Here is a 13,857-nt window from a genome sequence, read left to right as displayed (position 1 = left end):
CGACACGGCTTGCCCGCCAAGGGGCCTTGGCGGCAGGATGGGCGCCGACGAGGAGAGCAGCATGGCCGAAACCCTGACATCGACCCCGCGCGCCGACGGCTTTCGCATGCCCGGCGAGTTCGAGCCGCATCAGGGCTGCTGGATGATCTGGCCCGAGCGGACGGACAATTGGCGAAACGGCGCCAAGCCGGCGCAGGAAGCCTTCGCCCAGGTCGCGACCGCCATCGCGAGCGGGGAGCCGGTCACCGTCCTTGCCTCCGCCCGGCAGTTCGTGCAGGCCCGCCGCCGCCTGCCCCGCCATATTCGCGTGGTCGAGGTGACGACGAACGACGCCTGGTGCCGCGATACGGGGCCCAGCTTCGTGACCGACAGCAAGGGCCGCCTGCGCGGCGTCGACTGGGGCTTCAACGCCTGGGGCGGGCTCTATAACCCCCACGATCAGGACGAGCTGGTCGCCGCCAAGATCCTGGAAATGGAACGGGTACCGCGCTACCGCGCGCCGCTGATCCTCGAGGGCGGCTCGATCCATGTCGATGGCGAAGGCACGGTGATCACCACCGAGGAATGCCTGCTGAACCCCAACCGCAACCCGCATCTCTCGCGCGGGGAAATCGAGCAGCTCCTGAAGGATTACCTCGGGATCGAGAAGACGATCTGGCTCGGCCCCGGCGTGCTGGACGACGAGACCGACGGCCATGTCGACAATCTTGCCTGCTATGTCCGGCCGGGCGTCGTCGCCCTGACCTGGACGGCAGACCGCGACGATCCGCAATTCGCCATCTCGCAGGATGCCTTCGAGCGCCTGTCGAAGGCCCGCGACGCCAAAGGCCGCGCCATCGAGGTGGTGAAGATTCCCGCCCCCGGCCCCCTCTTCCGCGCCGAAGCGGAAATGGACAGCGTCGATTTCGGCGGCCTCGACGACGATGGCGGCCAGGAGCGGGCGGCGGGGCTGCGCCTCGCCGGTTCCTACGTCAATTTCTATATCGGCAACGGCACCGTCGTGATGCCGCGGCTGGACCCCGCGACCGACGCGGCGGCGGAGGCCATCGTCGCCCGCCTGTTCCCGGAGCGCCGGGTCATCGCCGTGCCGGGGCACGAGATTCTGCTCGGCGGCGGCAACATCCATTGCATCACCCAGCAGCAGCCGATCGGCCGCCCGGACTGATTTCGGAGATCTGACATGAGCCTTTCCCCCGCCGAAGCCCGCCTTGCCGAACTCGGCATCACCCTGCCGGTGCCGGCCGCCCCGGTCGCCAATTACGTGCCCTTCGTCATCAGCGGCGATCTGCTCTTCATCTCGGGGCAATTGCCCATCGGGCCGGATGGCCTCGTCAAGGGCAAGCTCGGCAACGATCTCGATGCGGAAAGCGGCAATGCGGCGGCGAAGCTCTGCGCCATCAACCTGATCGCGCAGGCGAAGATCGCGCTGGGCGGCGACCTCGGCCGGGTGAAGCGGGTGGTGAAGCTCGTCGCCTTCATCGCCTGCAACGATGCCTTCACCGAGCAGCCCAAGGTCGCCAATGGCGCCTCCGACCTTTTCGTCGCGGTATTCGGCGATGCCGGCCGCCATGCCCGCTCCGCCGTCGGCACCAACGCCCTGCCGCTCGGCGCCGCGGTCGAGGTCGAAGCCATCTTCGAGATCGCCTGATCTTGCAGCACCAGAACATGGACTGGCTGCGCCGCCAGCCGGTCGCCCATCGCGGGCTGCACGACAAGGCGGCCGGCATCCCCGAGAACAGCCGCGCCGCCATCATGGCCGCCGCCGAGGCGGGCTATGCCATCGAGCTGGACATCCAGGTCTCGGCCGACGGCGTGCCCATGGTGTTCCACGACGACACCCTCGACCGCATGACCGGCGAGAGCGGGCGGGTCGACAGCTTCCGCGCCGGCGACCTGCGCGGCATGACCCTCGGTGACACTGGCGAGACCATCCCGACGCTTCGCGACGTGCTGAAGCTGGTGGCTGGCCGGGTGCCGTTCCTGATCGAGGTGAAGGCGGCGCGCGGCAAGGTCGGCCCGCTGGAAGCGGCGACCTTCGCCGCGCTCGAGGATTATCGCGGTGCCTTTGCCATCCAGTCGTTCAACCCGCGCAGCATCCTATGGTTCAAGCGCCACGCCCCCTTCGTGCCGCGCGGGCAGATCGCCATGGATTTCCGCATGGATGACGAGCCCTTGCGCCTGCACGAGCAATGGGTGATGACCCACATGCTGCTGAACCCGATCACGCGGCCGCATTTCATCGCCTATGACATCCGCGCCGTGCCCAGCCGCGCGACACGCCGCGCGCGGGCGCAGGGCCTGCCCCTGCTGACCTGGACCGTCCGCACCACGGCCGAGCGCAAACGCGCGAGCGAGCACGCCGACAACATCATCTTCGAGGGCTTCCGGCCTTGAGCGACAGAGCGGCCAGGCCGCTCAAGTGAGCGACAGAGCGGCCAGGCCGCTCACGTCGGCCAGACGACCCGCACGAAGACGTGCTTCGTGAGCCGGTCGAGCAAAGGTCGGCGGAATATGATCCGTCCGTACCGCGTGCCCAAGGTCGCGGTTAGCGACAAGCGCGCCTTGCCATGGGGTCGGGCGGACGGCGCGTTTTCCGTCACGACAGCCAAGGCCTGTGAGACTGTCTTCGGCGTCAGCGGCTCCTCGCCGCCCCAGCAATCCGCGCGGAACAGGGTGATCTCGAGGCCGGTCAAACGATCACGGAAATGCTCTCTCATGTCACGACCGACCGAGATAATGGTCGGCCCGATGGAGAAGCCTGGGTCGTCCATTGCCAGTGTCGCCTCTGCCCGAAGTGTCACATCCAGCGCCGGCTCGACCTCATCGAACGCCAGGACGCCCTTGGCGCTTTGCCTGCTCAGGGGGACCGCAAATCCACCGGCCCCCTGGAAGCGGTTGTCGAACCACCTGAAGCCGAAATCACGCAAGTCCGCGACATCCGCGGCGCGAGAGACAACGATGCGGCCGCAGTCCCTGCTGTTGATCACCATCTGCCGCATCACCTCGTCTTTACGATGTCACGACCGGCGCCCGATCCCGAACCAGAAAATGGAGAGGCTTCCCGGCTCGCCAATGGCTACTCTTCGACAAATCCCCACCGCTATCCAGCGGTCAATGAAGGCGGCAGAAGCCAAACGAGAAAATGGAAACGACCATGCCCCGCTCCCTCCCCCTGGCCCCGCGCAATGTCTTCTTCTGCAGCGTCGAGAAGGGCGAGAGCTGGGCGCAGGTCGCGGGCGCACGGATCGACGCGGTGATCGTCGACCTCGAGGACGAGGTGGTGCCGGACAACAAGGCGGCGGCCCGGGATATGGTGGCGGGGCGGATCGCCGCGCTCGATCCGGGGATCGCCGTCTTCGTGCGCAGCAATTCCGTCCGCTCCCCCTGGTTCGGGGCCGATGTGCCGGTGATCGCCGCCTTGCCCCGGCTCGATGCCATTGTCGTGCCCAAGGTCGAATGTGCCGACGACCTGCTGATCGCGGAAGCGGCGATCGAGGCGGTGACGGAGCGGCCGGTGCCGCTGATCGCCGTCCTCGAATCGCCGCCCGCTTTTCTGCATCTGGACGCCATCGCGGCGGCGACGCCGCGCCTCGCCGGATTCACCATGGGCCCCTTCGACCTGTCGCGCGCCCTCGGCTGCGCCCGCGACGACGACGCCCCGCCGGTGGTCACGGCCCGGGCCATGGCCCTGATGGCGGCACGGACCCATGGGCTCGTCGTCATCGACGGGCCGGTGGCCCGCCCCCTTCAGGGCGAAGAACGGACGGCGGCCTTCCGCCGCGCCCGGGCCATGGGCTTCGATGCCAAGATCGTCACCACCTTCGACGACGCCGATCAGGTGCGGGCGATCTTCACCCCGACGGAAGACGAAACCGCCCTTGCCCGCGCCATCGTCGCCGCCTTCGACGGGACGGCGGACGACCTCGCCACCCTGCCCGGCGGCGCCACGGTCGACCGCCGCAACCTCGCCCTTGCCCGGCGCATCCTGACCAAGGCCGCGCGCTGACGGCACGCCTCAAAGCGGAGTTTTAGCTTTCCCTGATCACAGGGCGCCGCCGGTGCCTTAGGCTAATCGCGGTTGAGGGATGCGCTCTCTGGTCCGGAGATCCCGGCCTTCGCCGGGATGACGCTGTTTTTTGTTCGTCATCCCGGCGAAGGCCGGGATCTCGCGACGAGACCTCTCCCCTCATGACGATACAAGTGCCGTAGAGGGAGATGCGTCGATGATCGAGAACCCGGTGCCCTGGCCGAATGGCGCGCGCTGTGCCGTCGCCTTCACCTTCGACATCGACACCGACAGCAGCCTGCACATGGAACAGGGGGCGAAGGCGAAGGAGCTGGTCGCCACCACCTCCTGGCTGCGCTACGACGAGATCGCGGTGCCGCGCATCCTGCGCCTCTATGCCGAGCGGGGGCTGAAGCAGACCTTCTTTTATCCCGCCTGGTGCATGGAGACCTATCCGCATCTGGTCGAGGCGATCCTGAAGGGCGGCCACGAGATCGCCCATCACGGCTATATCCACGAGAATTACAACGCCCTGCCCGTCGACCGGCAGGAGGAGTTGTTCGCCCGCGCGGTCGAGACTATCCGCCGCATGACCGGGCAGAAGCCGCGCGGCTTCCGCGCCCCGCTCTATAATTTCTCGTCGGCGACGGCGGACCTTCTGGTCAAATATGGCTTCGTCTACGACGCCTCGCTGATGACCGACGACGTGCCCCATATGGTCGATGCCGCGGGCGGCGGCTCCTTCGTCGAAATCCCCAGCAGCTGGGCACTGGACGACTGGCCGCAATATGTCCATGCGCCGGATTTCGCCTATCAGATGACCGTGCGCTCCCCCGACGAGGCGAAATCGGTGTTCATGGCGGAATTCGACGCGGCCTGGCGCCATGGCGGGCTCTGGGTCGGGGTCTGGCATCCCTGGGTCAGCGCGCGGCCGTCAAGGCTCGACGCCATCGCCCGGATGATCGACGAGATGCAGGCCAAGGGCGACGTCTGGTTCGCCAGCATGGAAGAGATCGCCGCCCATCTGAACAAGGTGACGGCGGAAGGCCTCTATGCCCCCCGCCGGATCGGCCTGCCCTATTACAGCAGCGAAGTAACCTTCTGAGGCGCTTCGACATCCTTGTTGCGCATGTGGTGGGCCAGTTCCACCACCTTGCGCATGACGAGATCGCGCGCCGGCAGATCGGCCGCCACTTCAGCCCAGGCATAGGCGAAGCAGGTCAGCCAGCCCTCGATTTCCTCTTCGCCGATGGTGAAAGGCATGTGGCGGGCGCGCAGCATGGGATGACCATGCTTGTCGGTATAGAGCGGCGGGCCGCCCAGCCAGCCGGTCAGATAGTCGAACAGCTTCTGCTCGGCGCCCGCGAGCGACGGGCCATGCACCGCCCGGCAGGCCGCCGCCACCGGCAGTTCATCCATCAGGGTGTAGAAGCGGCGGGTCAGGCGACGGATGCCTTCTTCCCCGCCGATCTGTTCGTAGATCGTCTGTGCCATGAAAACCTCTTGGCCCCTCACCGGCCTGACATAGCAGATGGGGGGCCATGCCGCCCGCTGCCAATCGTCGCGGTGGCGGTCAGGTCTTGTCGCCGCCGGTGACGATGGTGCGGGCGCTTTCGGCGAAACGCTCGCCGGCGTCCTCGCCCTTGAACACTTCGGAAATATCGAAGGGCACCTTCAGGCCGCGCTGAACCGCCGGCCGCGCCTCGATCGCCGCCAGCCAGCGGGCGAGGTGGGGCAGGTCGTCGATGGCGACGCCGGACCAGCTGTGCGTCCGCGCCCAGCAGAAATTGGCGATATCGGCGATGGAATAATCCCCGGCCAGGAATTCCGCCCCCGCGAGCCTTGTGTCGAGCACGGTCAGCAGGCGCTTCGCCTCGGTCTGGTAGCGGTTGATGGCGACCGGAATCTTCTCCGGCATGTAACGATAGAAGACATTGGCCTGCCCCATCATCGGGCCGACGCCGCCCATCTGGAACATCAGCCACTGGATCACGCGGGAACGCGCCTTGCGCTCCGCCGGCAGCAGGGCACCCGCCTTTTCCGCGAGATAGATCATCAGCGCGCCGGATTCGAAGACGGCGAAGTCCCCCTCGTCGCGGTCGACGATGGCCGGAATGCGGCCGTTCGGATTGATCGCCAGGAATTCCGGCGTCTTCTGCTCGCCCGCCATGATGTTGACGGGGTGGACTTTGTAAGCGAGCCCCAGTTCCTCGAGCGTGACCGAGGCTTTCCAGCCGTTCGGCGTCGGCGCCGTATAGAGATCAATCATGCCGCTCTCCTCCTTTTATCCTTATGCCGCGAAGGATAGGGACCGGGCCGTCCGGCGGCAAGCGGTGCCCGGCGCCTTGCACGCGCTAATGAATTCCATTACCTTCGCCGTGCCGTTACGGCAAAGACAAGGGCCGGCACACAAGGCCCGGAAGGGGAGGACATCATGTCCCTGCGCCGTCTGCTCGCCCGCGAGGCCAGCCGGCTCGTGACCAGCGAGCGCCTGAACGTGCTGCGCCGCCGGGTGGCGGAAGGCCGCCGCCGGCTGCGCCGCAAGCGCCACGAGATCGACTATTTCCACGATATCCGCGATCCCTACAGCCTGCTGGCGGCGATGGCGCTGCCCGCCCTCGCGGCACGGCGAGGCGTTTCGATCCGCCCCCATCTGGTGCCGCCACCGCCCGACTGGGCCGCGCCCGAACGCGCGATGCTCGATGCCTATGCCCGGAAGGACGCGGCCAGCCTCGCCGCCCATCTGGGCCTTGCGGTCCCCGACCTGTCGGCGCCGATGGACGAGGCCGCCGCCCGCGCCGGGGAGTGGCGCCTGCTGCAGGCCATGGCCGACGGCAGCTTCATCGCCTCGGCCGCCGCGCTCACCGCCGAAGCCTGGCGCGGCGAAGTCCCCCCGGGGAGCGGCGACAGCACGGCGGCCGTCGCCGCGGGCGCCGCCCTGCGGGAAAAGCTGGGCCATTATCTCGGTGCCACCTTCCATTATGCCGGCGAATGGTACTGGGGCCTCGACCGGCTGCATTATCTGGAACAGCGGCTCGAAACGCTGGGCGCCCGGCGGCGCGACGCCGGCCCGGCGATCCAGCATCCGCGCGAGGCCTTGCGCCTGCCCACGGACTGCAAGGGGCGACTGGCCGGGCGGCGGCTGGAGCTGTTCCTGTCCTTCCGCTCGCCCTATTCCTATATCGTGCTGCCGCGTGCCTTCGCCCTCGCCGATCACTATGGCGCCACGCTGGATTTGCGCTTCGTGCTGCCCATGGTCACGCGCGGCCTGCCGGTGCCGATGGCGAAACGGCTCTACATCGTGCGCGACACGGCGCGCGAGGCGCGCTCGGAAGCCCTGCCCTTCGGTCGCATCGCCGATCCGCTGGGCGAGCCGGTGGCCCGGGGCCTCGCCATTCTGGCCTTCGCGCTGCGAACGGATCAGGCCAAGGCCCGGGCCTTCGCCCTGTCCTTCCTGCAAGGGGTCTTCGCCGACGGGATCGACGCCGGCAGCGAGGCGGGACTGCGCCAGCTGGTCGAACGCGCGGGCCTCGACTGGTCACACGCCAGGACGGCGATGGCCGACGAGGGCTGGCGGGCGACGGCCGAAACCAACCGTCAGGCCATGGTCGACGAAGGGTTGTGGGGTGTGCCGTCCTTGCGATTCGGAGAAACGGCGACCTGGGGGCAGGACCGGCTATGGCTGATCGAGGATGCGATGATCAGGGCGGCACGCGGCACGGCGTAACCCTTGAGGATCACGCGGCCCCATGCTCCACGCTGATCGAGGTTCCGGCCTTCGCCGGAACGACGAATTTCGTTCTGCATCCCGCCTCTCCCTCCCGCGTCATCCCGGCGATGGCCGGGATCTCACGCAGGAAAAGGCGGCGACGTCTATCAGGCCTTGGCGGCTTTCTTGCGCGCGGGCTTCTCGGCCTTCACCTCGACCGGCTTGGCCGCCGGGGCGGCCTTGGCCTTGGCAGTCTTCGCCGCCTTGGCCGGCTTCACCGGCTCGGGCGCGGGGGCCGGGGCGGGCGCCGCCTTGACGGCCTTGGCCTTGGCAGCCTTGGCCGGCTTCGCCTCTTCCTTCACCTCGGCCTTGACGGCCTTCACCGGTTTGGCCTTCTTCGGCGCGGGCGCCGCGACCGCGAGGGTCGCGGCCTGCTTGAAGCCGAGGCGCGAGCTGGCCTTGATCTTGATGGCAGCGCCGGTCTGCGGATTGCGTCCCTTGCGGGCCGGGCGCTTCTTCACCTCGAAGGTGCCGAGGCCCGGCAGGCGCAGCTTCTCGCCCTTGGCGGTGCGGGTTGCAATGAAGGTGATTACACCGCGGAGGGCCTTGTCGGCCACCTTGGGCTCCAGCCCGGTCTGAGCGGCATAATCGCTGATCAATTCCTTGAAGGTCGCCACTTGGCCAACTCCCGATAAGAGCGATTCGGTCTGGGTAAAGCCCAATACTGCGCGGGAGTGTACATGCCTTTGCCAAGGACAAAAGCGGACTTTGACTTGCGTCTGCAACAATGGCACCGGCACACCGGCGGTTGCAGCGCAGCAGAACGGAAAATAATGCACCCGCGCGCGGGATTTTACCGCCCCCCACCTATCCGAAGGGATGGTCCCGCGAAGCGCCGAAGTTCATAGTCTTTCGGTTTCGCATCCGGCCACCCCGGTGCGATCGAACAAGAAATACAGTGGGAGAGAAACGATGAATTTCGAAACCGATTTCACCATGACCATCGGGGGCAAGGGCGTCGCCGGGGCCAGCTCGTTTCCGGTGCTGAACCCCGCCAATGAAACGGTGATCGCGCAGGCCCCCGACTGTTCGCGGGAGCAGCTGGACGAGGCGGTCGCCGCCGCCCGGGCCGCCTTCCCCGGCTGGCGCGCGACCCCGGTCGAGACGCGCCGCGACTTGCTGAACGCCATCGCCGGCCGCATCTTCGCCAACATCGAGCCGCTGCGCCGCCTGCTGACCCTCGAACAGGGCAAGCCCTATGCCGACGCAGAGTTCGAGGTCGGCGGCACCGGCATGTTCGTGCAGGGCACGGCGACGCTGAACCTGCCCGAGATCGTGAACGAGGATTCGGCCGAGCGGAAGAGCATCACGCGTCACGTGCCGATCGGCGTCATCGGCGCCATTTCGCCGTGGAATTTCCCGGTCATCCTCGCCTTCTTCAAGATCAGCCCCGCGCTGCTCGCCGGCAACACGATCGTGCTGAAACCCTCGCCCTTCACGCCGCTGACCACGCTGAAGATCGGCGAATTGCTGCGCGACCTGCTGCCGCCGGGCGTCCTCAACATCGTCTCGGGCGGCGATGCCCTCGGCCCCTGGATCACCTCGCATCCGGGCATCGACAAGGTCGCTTTCACCGGCTCGACCCAGACCGGGCGGCGGGTGATGGAATCGGCGTCCTCCACCCTGAAGCGGGTGACGCTGGAACTCGGCGGCAATGACGCCGCCATCGTCCTGCCCGACGTCGATGTGAACAAGGTCGCGCCCGAGCTGTTCTGGGCCGCCTTCCGCAACAACGGCCAGATCTGCATCGCCTCCAAGCGCATGTATATCCACAAGGACGTCTACGAGCCCTTGAAGGACGCCATCGTCGATTACGCCAAGACGGTGAAGGTCGGCGACGGCACCGAGCAGGGCACCCAGATCGGCCCCGTTCAGAACAAGCAGCAATATGCCCGCGTGCTCGACCTGATCGCGGATTCCAAGAAGAACGGCCACCATTTCCTGACCGGCGGCGACGCCGTGGACGGCCCGGGTTACTTCGTGCCGGTGACCATCCTCGACAATCCGCCGGAAGATTCCCGCATCGTCCAGGAGGAACAGTTCGGCCCGATCCTGCCCCTCCTGAAGGTCGACAGCATCGAGGAAGCGGTGGCCAAGGCCAATGCCAGCGACTATGGCCTCGGCGGCTCGGTCTGGTCGTCGGACGCGGAAAAGGCGCTCGCCATCGGCGAGATGCTGGAAACCGGCAACGTCTGGATCAACGAGACCCAGCACCTCTCCCCCCTCGCCGCCTTCGCCGGCCACAAGCAGTCGGGCCTCGGCGTCGAGAATGGCGAGGCCGGCCTTCTCGAATATACCAATGTGCAGACGATCAGCGTGAAACGCTGATCTTTCGGTGTAACCCACCTCACCCCAACCCTCTCCCCCTGAAGGGCGGAGAGGGGGCTTATTCTCCCTCTCCGCCCCTTGGGGGGAGAGGGCCGGGGTGAAGTGGGAGGGCCGGGTCTTTCAACAGTTCCCGGTCGAACGGCACGCCGAAGTGCCGCAGCAGGCCGGTGAAACTCTCGTCGAACAGGCGGTTGGCCATGTCGTGGCCGCCGATCAGCTGGCGCAATTCCAGGCTGACGATGCCATGCACCGCCGACCACAGGGCGCGCATGATGAAATCCGCCTCCTCCGCCGTCATGCCGGGGCGGCATTCGCGCAAGGTCTGGCGCATGGGCCGCGTGGTGTTCCAGGCGTGGCGCCGGCTCTCGGCGGAAGGCGACAGGCCCATGGCGGCATCGCCGAACATCACGGCATAAAGATCGGGCCGCGCCAGCGCATAGCGGCGATAGCCGCGCAGCAACTCGAGAATCCGCCGCTGAGGTGAGGCAATCTCCAGCACCTCGGGCTCGAAACTGGCGATGCCGTCGAAGGCATGGACATAGAGGGCCTCCATCAGCCCCTCCTTGCCGCCGAACAGGGTGTAGACCGCCTTCGTCGAGACATTCACCCGCTCGGCCAGGCGGCGCAGCGCGAGGGCCCCCAGCCCTTCTTCCGAGATCAGGCGGGCGGCGGCGGCGAGCAGGGCCGCCCGCAGGTCTTCCCGCATGTCCGCCCGCGATTGCCGTGCATCGAAGTCGACGGTCACGAGTTTGAGCCCTTGTGGTAACAACGTTTCTTATGGTAACAGTGTTTCCACGCCGCGCACAATCAAATCGTCGAGGAGAGGAAACATGATCATCGACCGCACCGACGGCATCACCGAAGGCCTGCGCCGCCGCCTGTCCCTGCCCGCCATCGCGGCGCCCCTGTTCATCGTCTCGAACCCGGATCTGGTGATCGCCCAGTGCAAGGCCGGCATCGTCGGCTCCTTCCCGGCGCTGAACGCCCGGCCGGCGGCCCAGCTCGACGAATGGCTGCACCGCATCACCGAGGAACTGGCCGCCTGGGACCGCGACCATCCTGAGGCCCCGTCCGCCCCCTTCGCCGTCAACCAGATCGTGCACAAGTCCAACGACCGGCTGCAGCACGACGTCGAGATGTGCGTGAAATACAAGGTGCCGGTGGTCATCACCTCGCTCGGCGCGCGGGAGGACGTCTTCGCGGCGATCCATTCCTATGGCGGCATCGTGATGCATGACATCATCAACCAGACCTTCGCCCGCAAGGCGGTGGAAAAGGGCGCGGACGGGCTGATCGCGGTCGCGACCGGCGCGGGCGGCCATGCCGGCACCCTGTCGCCCCTCGCCCTCATCCAGGAAATCCGCGCCTGGTTCGACGGCCCGCTGGCCCTGTCGGGCTGCATCGGGCGGGGCGATTCCATCCTGGCCGCGCAGGCCATGGGCGCCGACTTCGGCTACATCGGCTCGGCCTTCATCGCGACCAAGGAAGCCAACGCGACCGAAGCCTACAAGCAGGCCATCGTCGATTGCGGCGGCGAGGACATCGTCTATACCAACCTCTTCACCGGGGTGCACGGCAACTACCTGCGCCCGTCCATCGTCAACGCCGGTCTCGATCCCGAGCATCTGCCGGAATCCGATCCCAGCAAGATGAACTTCGGCTCCGGCGGCAATTCCGGCGCCAAGGCCTGGCGTGACATCTGGGGTTGCGGCCAGGGCATCGGCCCCATCGACGCCGTGCTGCCCGCGGGCGAACTGGTCGCCCGCTTCCGCCGCGAATATGACGCCGCCCTCGCCCGCCTGAACCGGTTGAACGCCATCCCCCGCGCCCGCGCGGCGGAGTAAACACCGCACGCCGATCCGGCCCTGCCCGAAGGGCCGGATCGCAACTGTGGCCGCATCGCAACAGGTGCGGCAGCCGCGACAACAAACCGTGGCATTTCCGCTTGCCCCCGACAGCCTGCGGCGTTAGATACGCGCTCCGGTCACATGACCGGCACGAGCACAACGGTCGGATTTCCCAACATCCACCCCTGCGGGCGGCCCTGCCTTCCCGCATATGGCGCCGTGTCGATCCGGCCGGAGTGAGCCTTTAGCTTACGGTAAAGCGCCGGCTTGTCCGGATACGCGGGTTCGACTCCCGCAGGCTTCGTCATTGGATAGCTCAAGCGGATAGAGCATCGGATCAAAATTCCGAGTGTCGAAGGTTCGAATCCTTCTCCACCCTGGTCTTGAAAACCAGTTGCACCACCCGGTGCCCATGAAATGTGGGGCCGGGGACCGGATCGCGAGGAGACCCGAGGCATCCCGCCGCCGCAAGGCGAAGGCGGTGCCGAAGATCGCCCCGCCATCCCGCCGCCGCCGGCTCCGGGTGATGGAGAAGACGCGGCCGCGCCGTCGGACGGGACCATCCCGCGCCGCCCGCCCGGTCGCCTCGACTCCCTATCCCCGCGGGTCCGCCGCGGCCGGATGTTTTCCGGTTCCCGGCTTCCCTTTTTCCCCCCCCCCTAACCCCACCCCGGCCCGCCCGCGGACCGGATTTGCCAAGCGAAAGGACGATCGACGCATGCCGTGAACATGCCCGATGGGAGTAACGACGATGATGGAATTTCTCGACAAGATCCGGGGCCGCAAACGCATCCCCGCCAAGGAAAACGAACGAATTCTCGCCCTCTACAAGGGCAGGCTGCTGGGTATCTTCGGCCCTGGCGAAACCGCCTTGCCCAATCGTGGCGGCAAGCTGGAAACCGTCAGCTTCGATATCGGCAGGGGAATCTTCGTCTCGCCTTATGAGAAGCCTCTGTTCGACAAGCTCCCGGAGGTGGCGGCGCGTCATCTGACGGCCTTCCGCACCACGCGCGACGAGGTCGCGGTGGTCGAGCGGGATGGCCAGATCGTCGTGCTCATGAAGCCCGACGACCGGCTGACGGTGTGGAACGACGCCGGCCCCTGGTCGATCACCCGCTTCGACGTGAGCGGCGAGCTGCGCATCGCCCCCGCCTTGCTGAAGCGCCTGGTGGCTTTCGGCAAGTCCAGCCTTGTCTCGGTGGCAAGCGTGGCCGAGGGCTGGGCGGGCCTGCTCTTCGTCGATGGTACTTATGCCGCGACGCTGGAGCCCGGCCTCCAGGGCTTCTGGAGTGCCGGCCGCACCGTGAGCGTCAAGCTGATCGACCTGAAGCGCCAGACCCTGGACGTAAATGGTCAGGAAGTGCTGACCCGCGACCGGGTGACGATCCGCCTCAACCTCGCGGCCGAATACCGCGTGGTCGATCCGCTCGCCGCGGTCAACACGGTGAAGGACTTCGCCGACAGCCTCTACCGCGCCCTGCAGCTTGCCTTCCGCAAGACGCTGGGCGCCCTCAGCCTCGACCAGATCCTCGAGAAGAAGGTGACGCTCGATGCCGAGGCGGCGGAAAAGGTGACGGCGGACATGGCGGCCATCGGCGTCGAGGTGATCGACATCGCGCTGAAGGACGTGATCCTGCCCGGCGAGATGCGCGAAATCCTGAACCAGGTGGTCGCGGCCGAGAAACAGGCCGAAGCCAATGTCATCCGTCGGCGCGAGGAAACGAACGCCACCCGGTCCCTGCTCAACACCGCGAAGGTGATGGCCGAGAACCCGGTGATGCTCCGGCTGAAGGAGCTGGAGGCGCTGGAAGCGATCGCCGGCAAGGTGGAACGCCTGACCGTCTATAACGGCACCGGCGGATTGATGAACGACATCGTCCGCCTGCGCGACAATTAAGGAACAGGGG

The 13,857-nt window shown here is 67.0% G+C and carries 14 protein-coding genes; 9 read left to right on the top strand and 5 right to left on the bottom strand.

What is annotated here, in order from left to right; all coding sequences use genetic code 11:
* The first annotated feature begins 61 nt into the window (after window positions 1-61).
* From aguA to DKG74_RS10945, 3 genes are read left to right on the top strand one after another with little or no spacing between them, the layout of a single operon-like run.
* Window positions 62-1,165: an agmatine deiminase gene (gene aguA / locus DKG74_RS10955; RefSeq protein ID WP_109905634.1), complete on the top strand. Its 1,104-nt coding sequence runs from the start codon at window positions 62-64 to the stop codon at window positions 1,163-1,165.
* A gap of 15 nt (window positions 1,166-1,180) precedes the next feature.
* The gene (locus tag DKG74_RS10950) at window positions 1,181-1,648 is read left to right on the top strand and encodes a RidA family protein (protein WP_109905632.1); all 468 of its coding nucleotides are present in this window, start codon (window positions 1,181-1,183) and stop codon (window positions 1,646-1,648) included.
* 2 nt (window positions 1,649-1,650) lie between these two features.
* On the top strand, window positions 1,651-2,394 hold the full coding sequence (locus DKG74_RS10945) for a glycerophosphodiester phosphodiesterase (protein WP_133251563.1): 744 nt from the start codon (window positions 1,651-1,653) through the stop codon (window positions 2,392-2,394).
* Between the two features lie 50 nt (window positions 2,395-2,444).
* Here DKG74_RS10945 and DKG74_RS10940 read toward each other — a convergent pair whose 3' ends face one another.
* Window positions 2,445-2,990: a hypothetical protein gene (locus DKG74_RS10940; RefSeq protein WP_133251562.1), complete on the bottom strand. Its 546-nt coding sequence runs from the start codon at window positions 2,988-2,990 to the stop codon at window positions 2,445-2,447.
* 164 nt (window positions 2,991-3,154) lie between these two features.
* Between DKG74_RS10940 and DKG74_RS10935 the strand changes: the two genes are divergently transcribed.
* Window positions 3,155-4,006 (top strand): HpcH/HpaI aldolase/citrate lyase family protein, encoded by an 852-nt coding sequence (locus DKG74_RS10935; protein ID WP_165837639.1) that lies wholly within the window; start codon window positions 3,155-3,157, stop codon window positions 4,004-4,006.
* Between the two features lie 217 nt (window positions 4,007-4,223).
* The gene (locus tag DKG74_RS10930) at window positions 4,224-5,111 is read left to right on the top strand and encodes a polysaccharide deacetylase family protein (protein ID WP_109905624.1); all 888 of its coding nucleotides are present in this window, start codon (window positions 4,224-4,226) and stop codon (window positions 5,109-5,111) included.
* Here the strand turns inward: DKG74_RS10930 and DKG74_RS10925 are convergent.
* Window positions 5,087-5,500: a group II truncated hemoglobin gene (locus DKG74_RS10925; RefSeq protein WP_109905622.1), complete on the bottom strand. Its 414-nt coding sequence runs from the start codon at window positions 5,498-5,500 to the stop codon at window positions 5,087-5,089. The two genes, DKG74_RS10930 and DKG74_RS10925, sit on opposite strands and share 25 nt — an antisense overlap.
* A 79-nt stretch (window positions 5,501-5,579) precedes the next feature.
* Window positions 5,580-6,275 (bottom strand): glutathione S-transferase family protein, encoded by a 696-nt coding sequence (locus DKG74_RS10920; protein ID WP_109905620.1) that lies wholly within the window; start codon window positions 6,273-6,275, stop codon window positions 5,580-5,582.
* A gap of 165 nt (window positions 6,276-6,440) precedes the next feature.
* Between DKG74_RS10920 and DKG74_RS10915 the strand changes: the two genes are divergently transcribed.
* Window positions 6,441-7,733, top strand: coding sequence for a DsbA family protein (locus tag DKG74_RS10915; RefSeq protein ID WP_109905618.1), 1,293 nt, complete (start codon window positions 6,441-6,443; stop codon window positions 7,731-7,733).
* 149 nt (window positions 7,734-7,882) lie between these two features.
* On the opposite strand, the gene DKG74_RS22420 is transcribed toward DKG74_RS10915, so the two are convergent.
* Complete coding sequence (locus DKG74_RS22420) at window positions 7,883-8,392, bottom strand: HU family DNA-binding protein (protein WP_207779321.1); 510 nt, start codon at window positions 8,390-8,392, stop codon at window positions 7,883-7,885.
* Window positions 8,393-8,687: 295 nt separating this feature from the next.
* Between DKG74_RS22420 and DKG74_RS10905 the strand changes: the two genes are divergently transcribed.
* Window positions 8,688-10,103 carry an aldehyde dehydrogenase family protein gene (locus DKG74_RS10905; RefSeq protein WP_109905614.1) on the top strand — a complete coding sequence of 472 codons (1,416 nt, stop codon included), beginning with the start codon at window positions 8,688-8,690 and terminating at the stop codon, window positions 10,101-10,103.
* Window positions 10,104-10,161: 58 nt separating this feature from the next.
* Here DKG74_RS10905 and DKG74_RS10900 read toward each other — a convergent pair whose 3' ends face one another.
* On the bottom strand, window positions 10,162-10,848 hold the full coding sequence (locus tag DKG74_RS10900) for a TetR/AcrR family transcriptional regulator (RefSeq protein ID WP_109905612.1): 687 nt from the start codon (window positions 10,846-10,848) through the stop codon (window positions 10,162-10,164).
* Window positions 10,849-10,933: 85 nt separating this feature from the next.
* Here DKG74_RS10900 and DKG74_RS10895 point away from each other — a divergent pair, with 85 nt between their 5' ends.
* Both DKG74_RS10895 and DKG74_RS10885 read left to right on the top strand, forming a co-directional pair.
* Window positions 10,934-11,947: an NAD(P)H-dependent flavin oxidoreductase gene (locus DKG74_RS10895; protein ID WP_109905610.1), complete on the top strand. Its 1,014-nt coding sequence runs from the start codon at window positions 10,934-10,936 to the stop codon at window positions 11,945-11,947.
* 754 nt (window positions 11,948-12,701) lie between these two features.
* Window positions 12,702-13,847 carry a slipin family protein gene (locus DKG74_RS10885; protein WP_207779320.1) on the top strand — a complete coding sequence of 382 codons (1,146 nt, stop codon included), beginning with the start codon at window positions 12,702-12,704 and terminating at the stop codon, window positions 13,845-13,847.
* Window positions 13,848-13,857: the final 10 nt, after the last annotated feature.

The sequence above is a fragment of the Zavarzinia aquatilis genome (assembly GCF_003173035.1).
Taxonomy (GTDB): Bacteria; Pseudomonadota; Alphaproteobacteria; order Zavarziniales; family Zavarziniaceae; genus Zavarzinia; species Zavarzinia aquatilis.
Note: the sequence above shows the minus strand (reverse complement) of the source record. Positions and strands in the feature narration are given on the sequence as shown.

What these genes read in the sequence shown, in the direction of transcription:
- DKG74_RS10885 (WP_207779320.1), top strand. Translation starts at nt 12,702, where the DNA reads ATGATGGAATTTCTCGACAAGATCCGGGGCCGCAAACGCATCCCCGCC.
- DKG74_RS10930 (WP_109905624.1), top strand. Translation starts at nt 4,224, where the DNA reads ATGATCGAGAACCCGGTGCCCTGGCCGAATGGCGCGCGCTGTGCCGTC.
- DKG74_RS10915 (WP_109905618.1), top strand. Translation starts at nt 6,441, where the DNA reads ATGTCCCTGCGCCGTCTGCTCGCCCGCGAGGCCAGCCGGCTCGTGACC.
- DKG74_RS10920 (WP_109905620.1), bottom strand. Translation starts at nt 6,275, where the DNA reads ATGATTGATCTCTATACGGCGCCGACGCCGAACGGCTGGAAAGCCTCG.
- aguA (WP_109905634.1), top strand. Translation starts at nt 62, where the DNA reads ATGGCCGAAACCCTGACATCGACCCCGCGCGCCGACGGCTTTCGCATG.
- DKG74_RS10940 (WP_133251562.1), bottom strand. Translation starts at nt 2,990, where the DNA reads ATGGTGATCAACAGCAGGGACTGCGGCCGCATCGTTGTCTCTCGCGCC.
- DKG74_RS10950 (WP_109905632.1), top strand. Translation starts at nt 1,181, where the DNA reads ATGAGCCTTTCCCCCGCCGAAGCCCGCCTTGCCGAACTCGGCATCACC.
- DKG74_RS10935 (WP_165837639.1), top strand. Translation starts at nt 3,155, where the DNA reads ATGCCCCGCTCCCTCCCCCTGGCCCCGCGCAATGTCTTCTTCTGCAGC.
- DKG74_RS10925 (WP_109905622.1), bottom strand. Translation starts at nt 5,500, where the DNA reads ATGGCACAGACGATCTACGAACAGATCGGCGGGGAAGAAGGCATCCGT.
- DKG74_RS10905 (WP_109905614.1), top strand. Translation starts at nt 8,688, where the DNA reads ATGAATTTCGAAACCGATTTCACCATGACCATCGGGGGCAAGGGCGTC.
- DKG74_RS10895 (WP_109905610.1), top strand. Translation starts at nt 10,934, where the DNA reads ATGATCATCGACCGCACCGACGGCATCACCGAAGGCCTGCGCCGCCGC.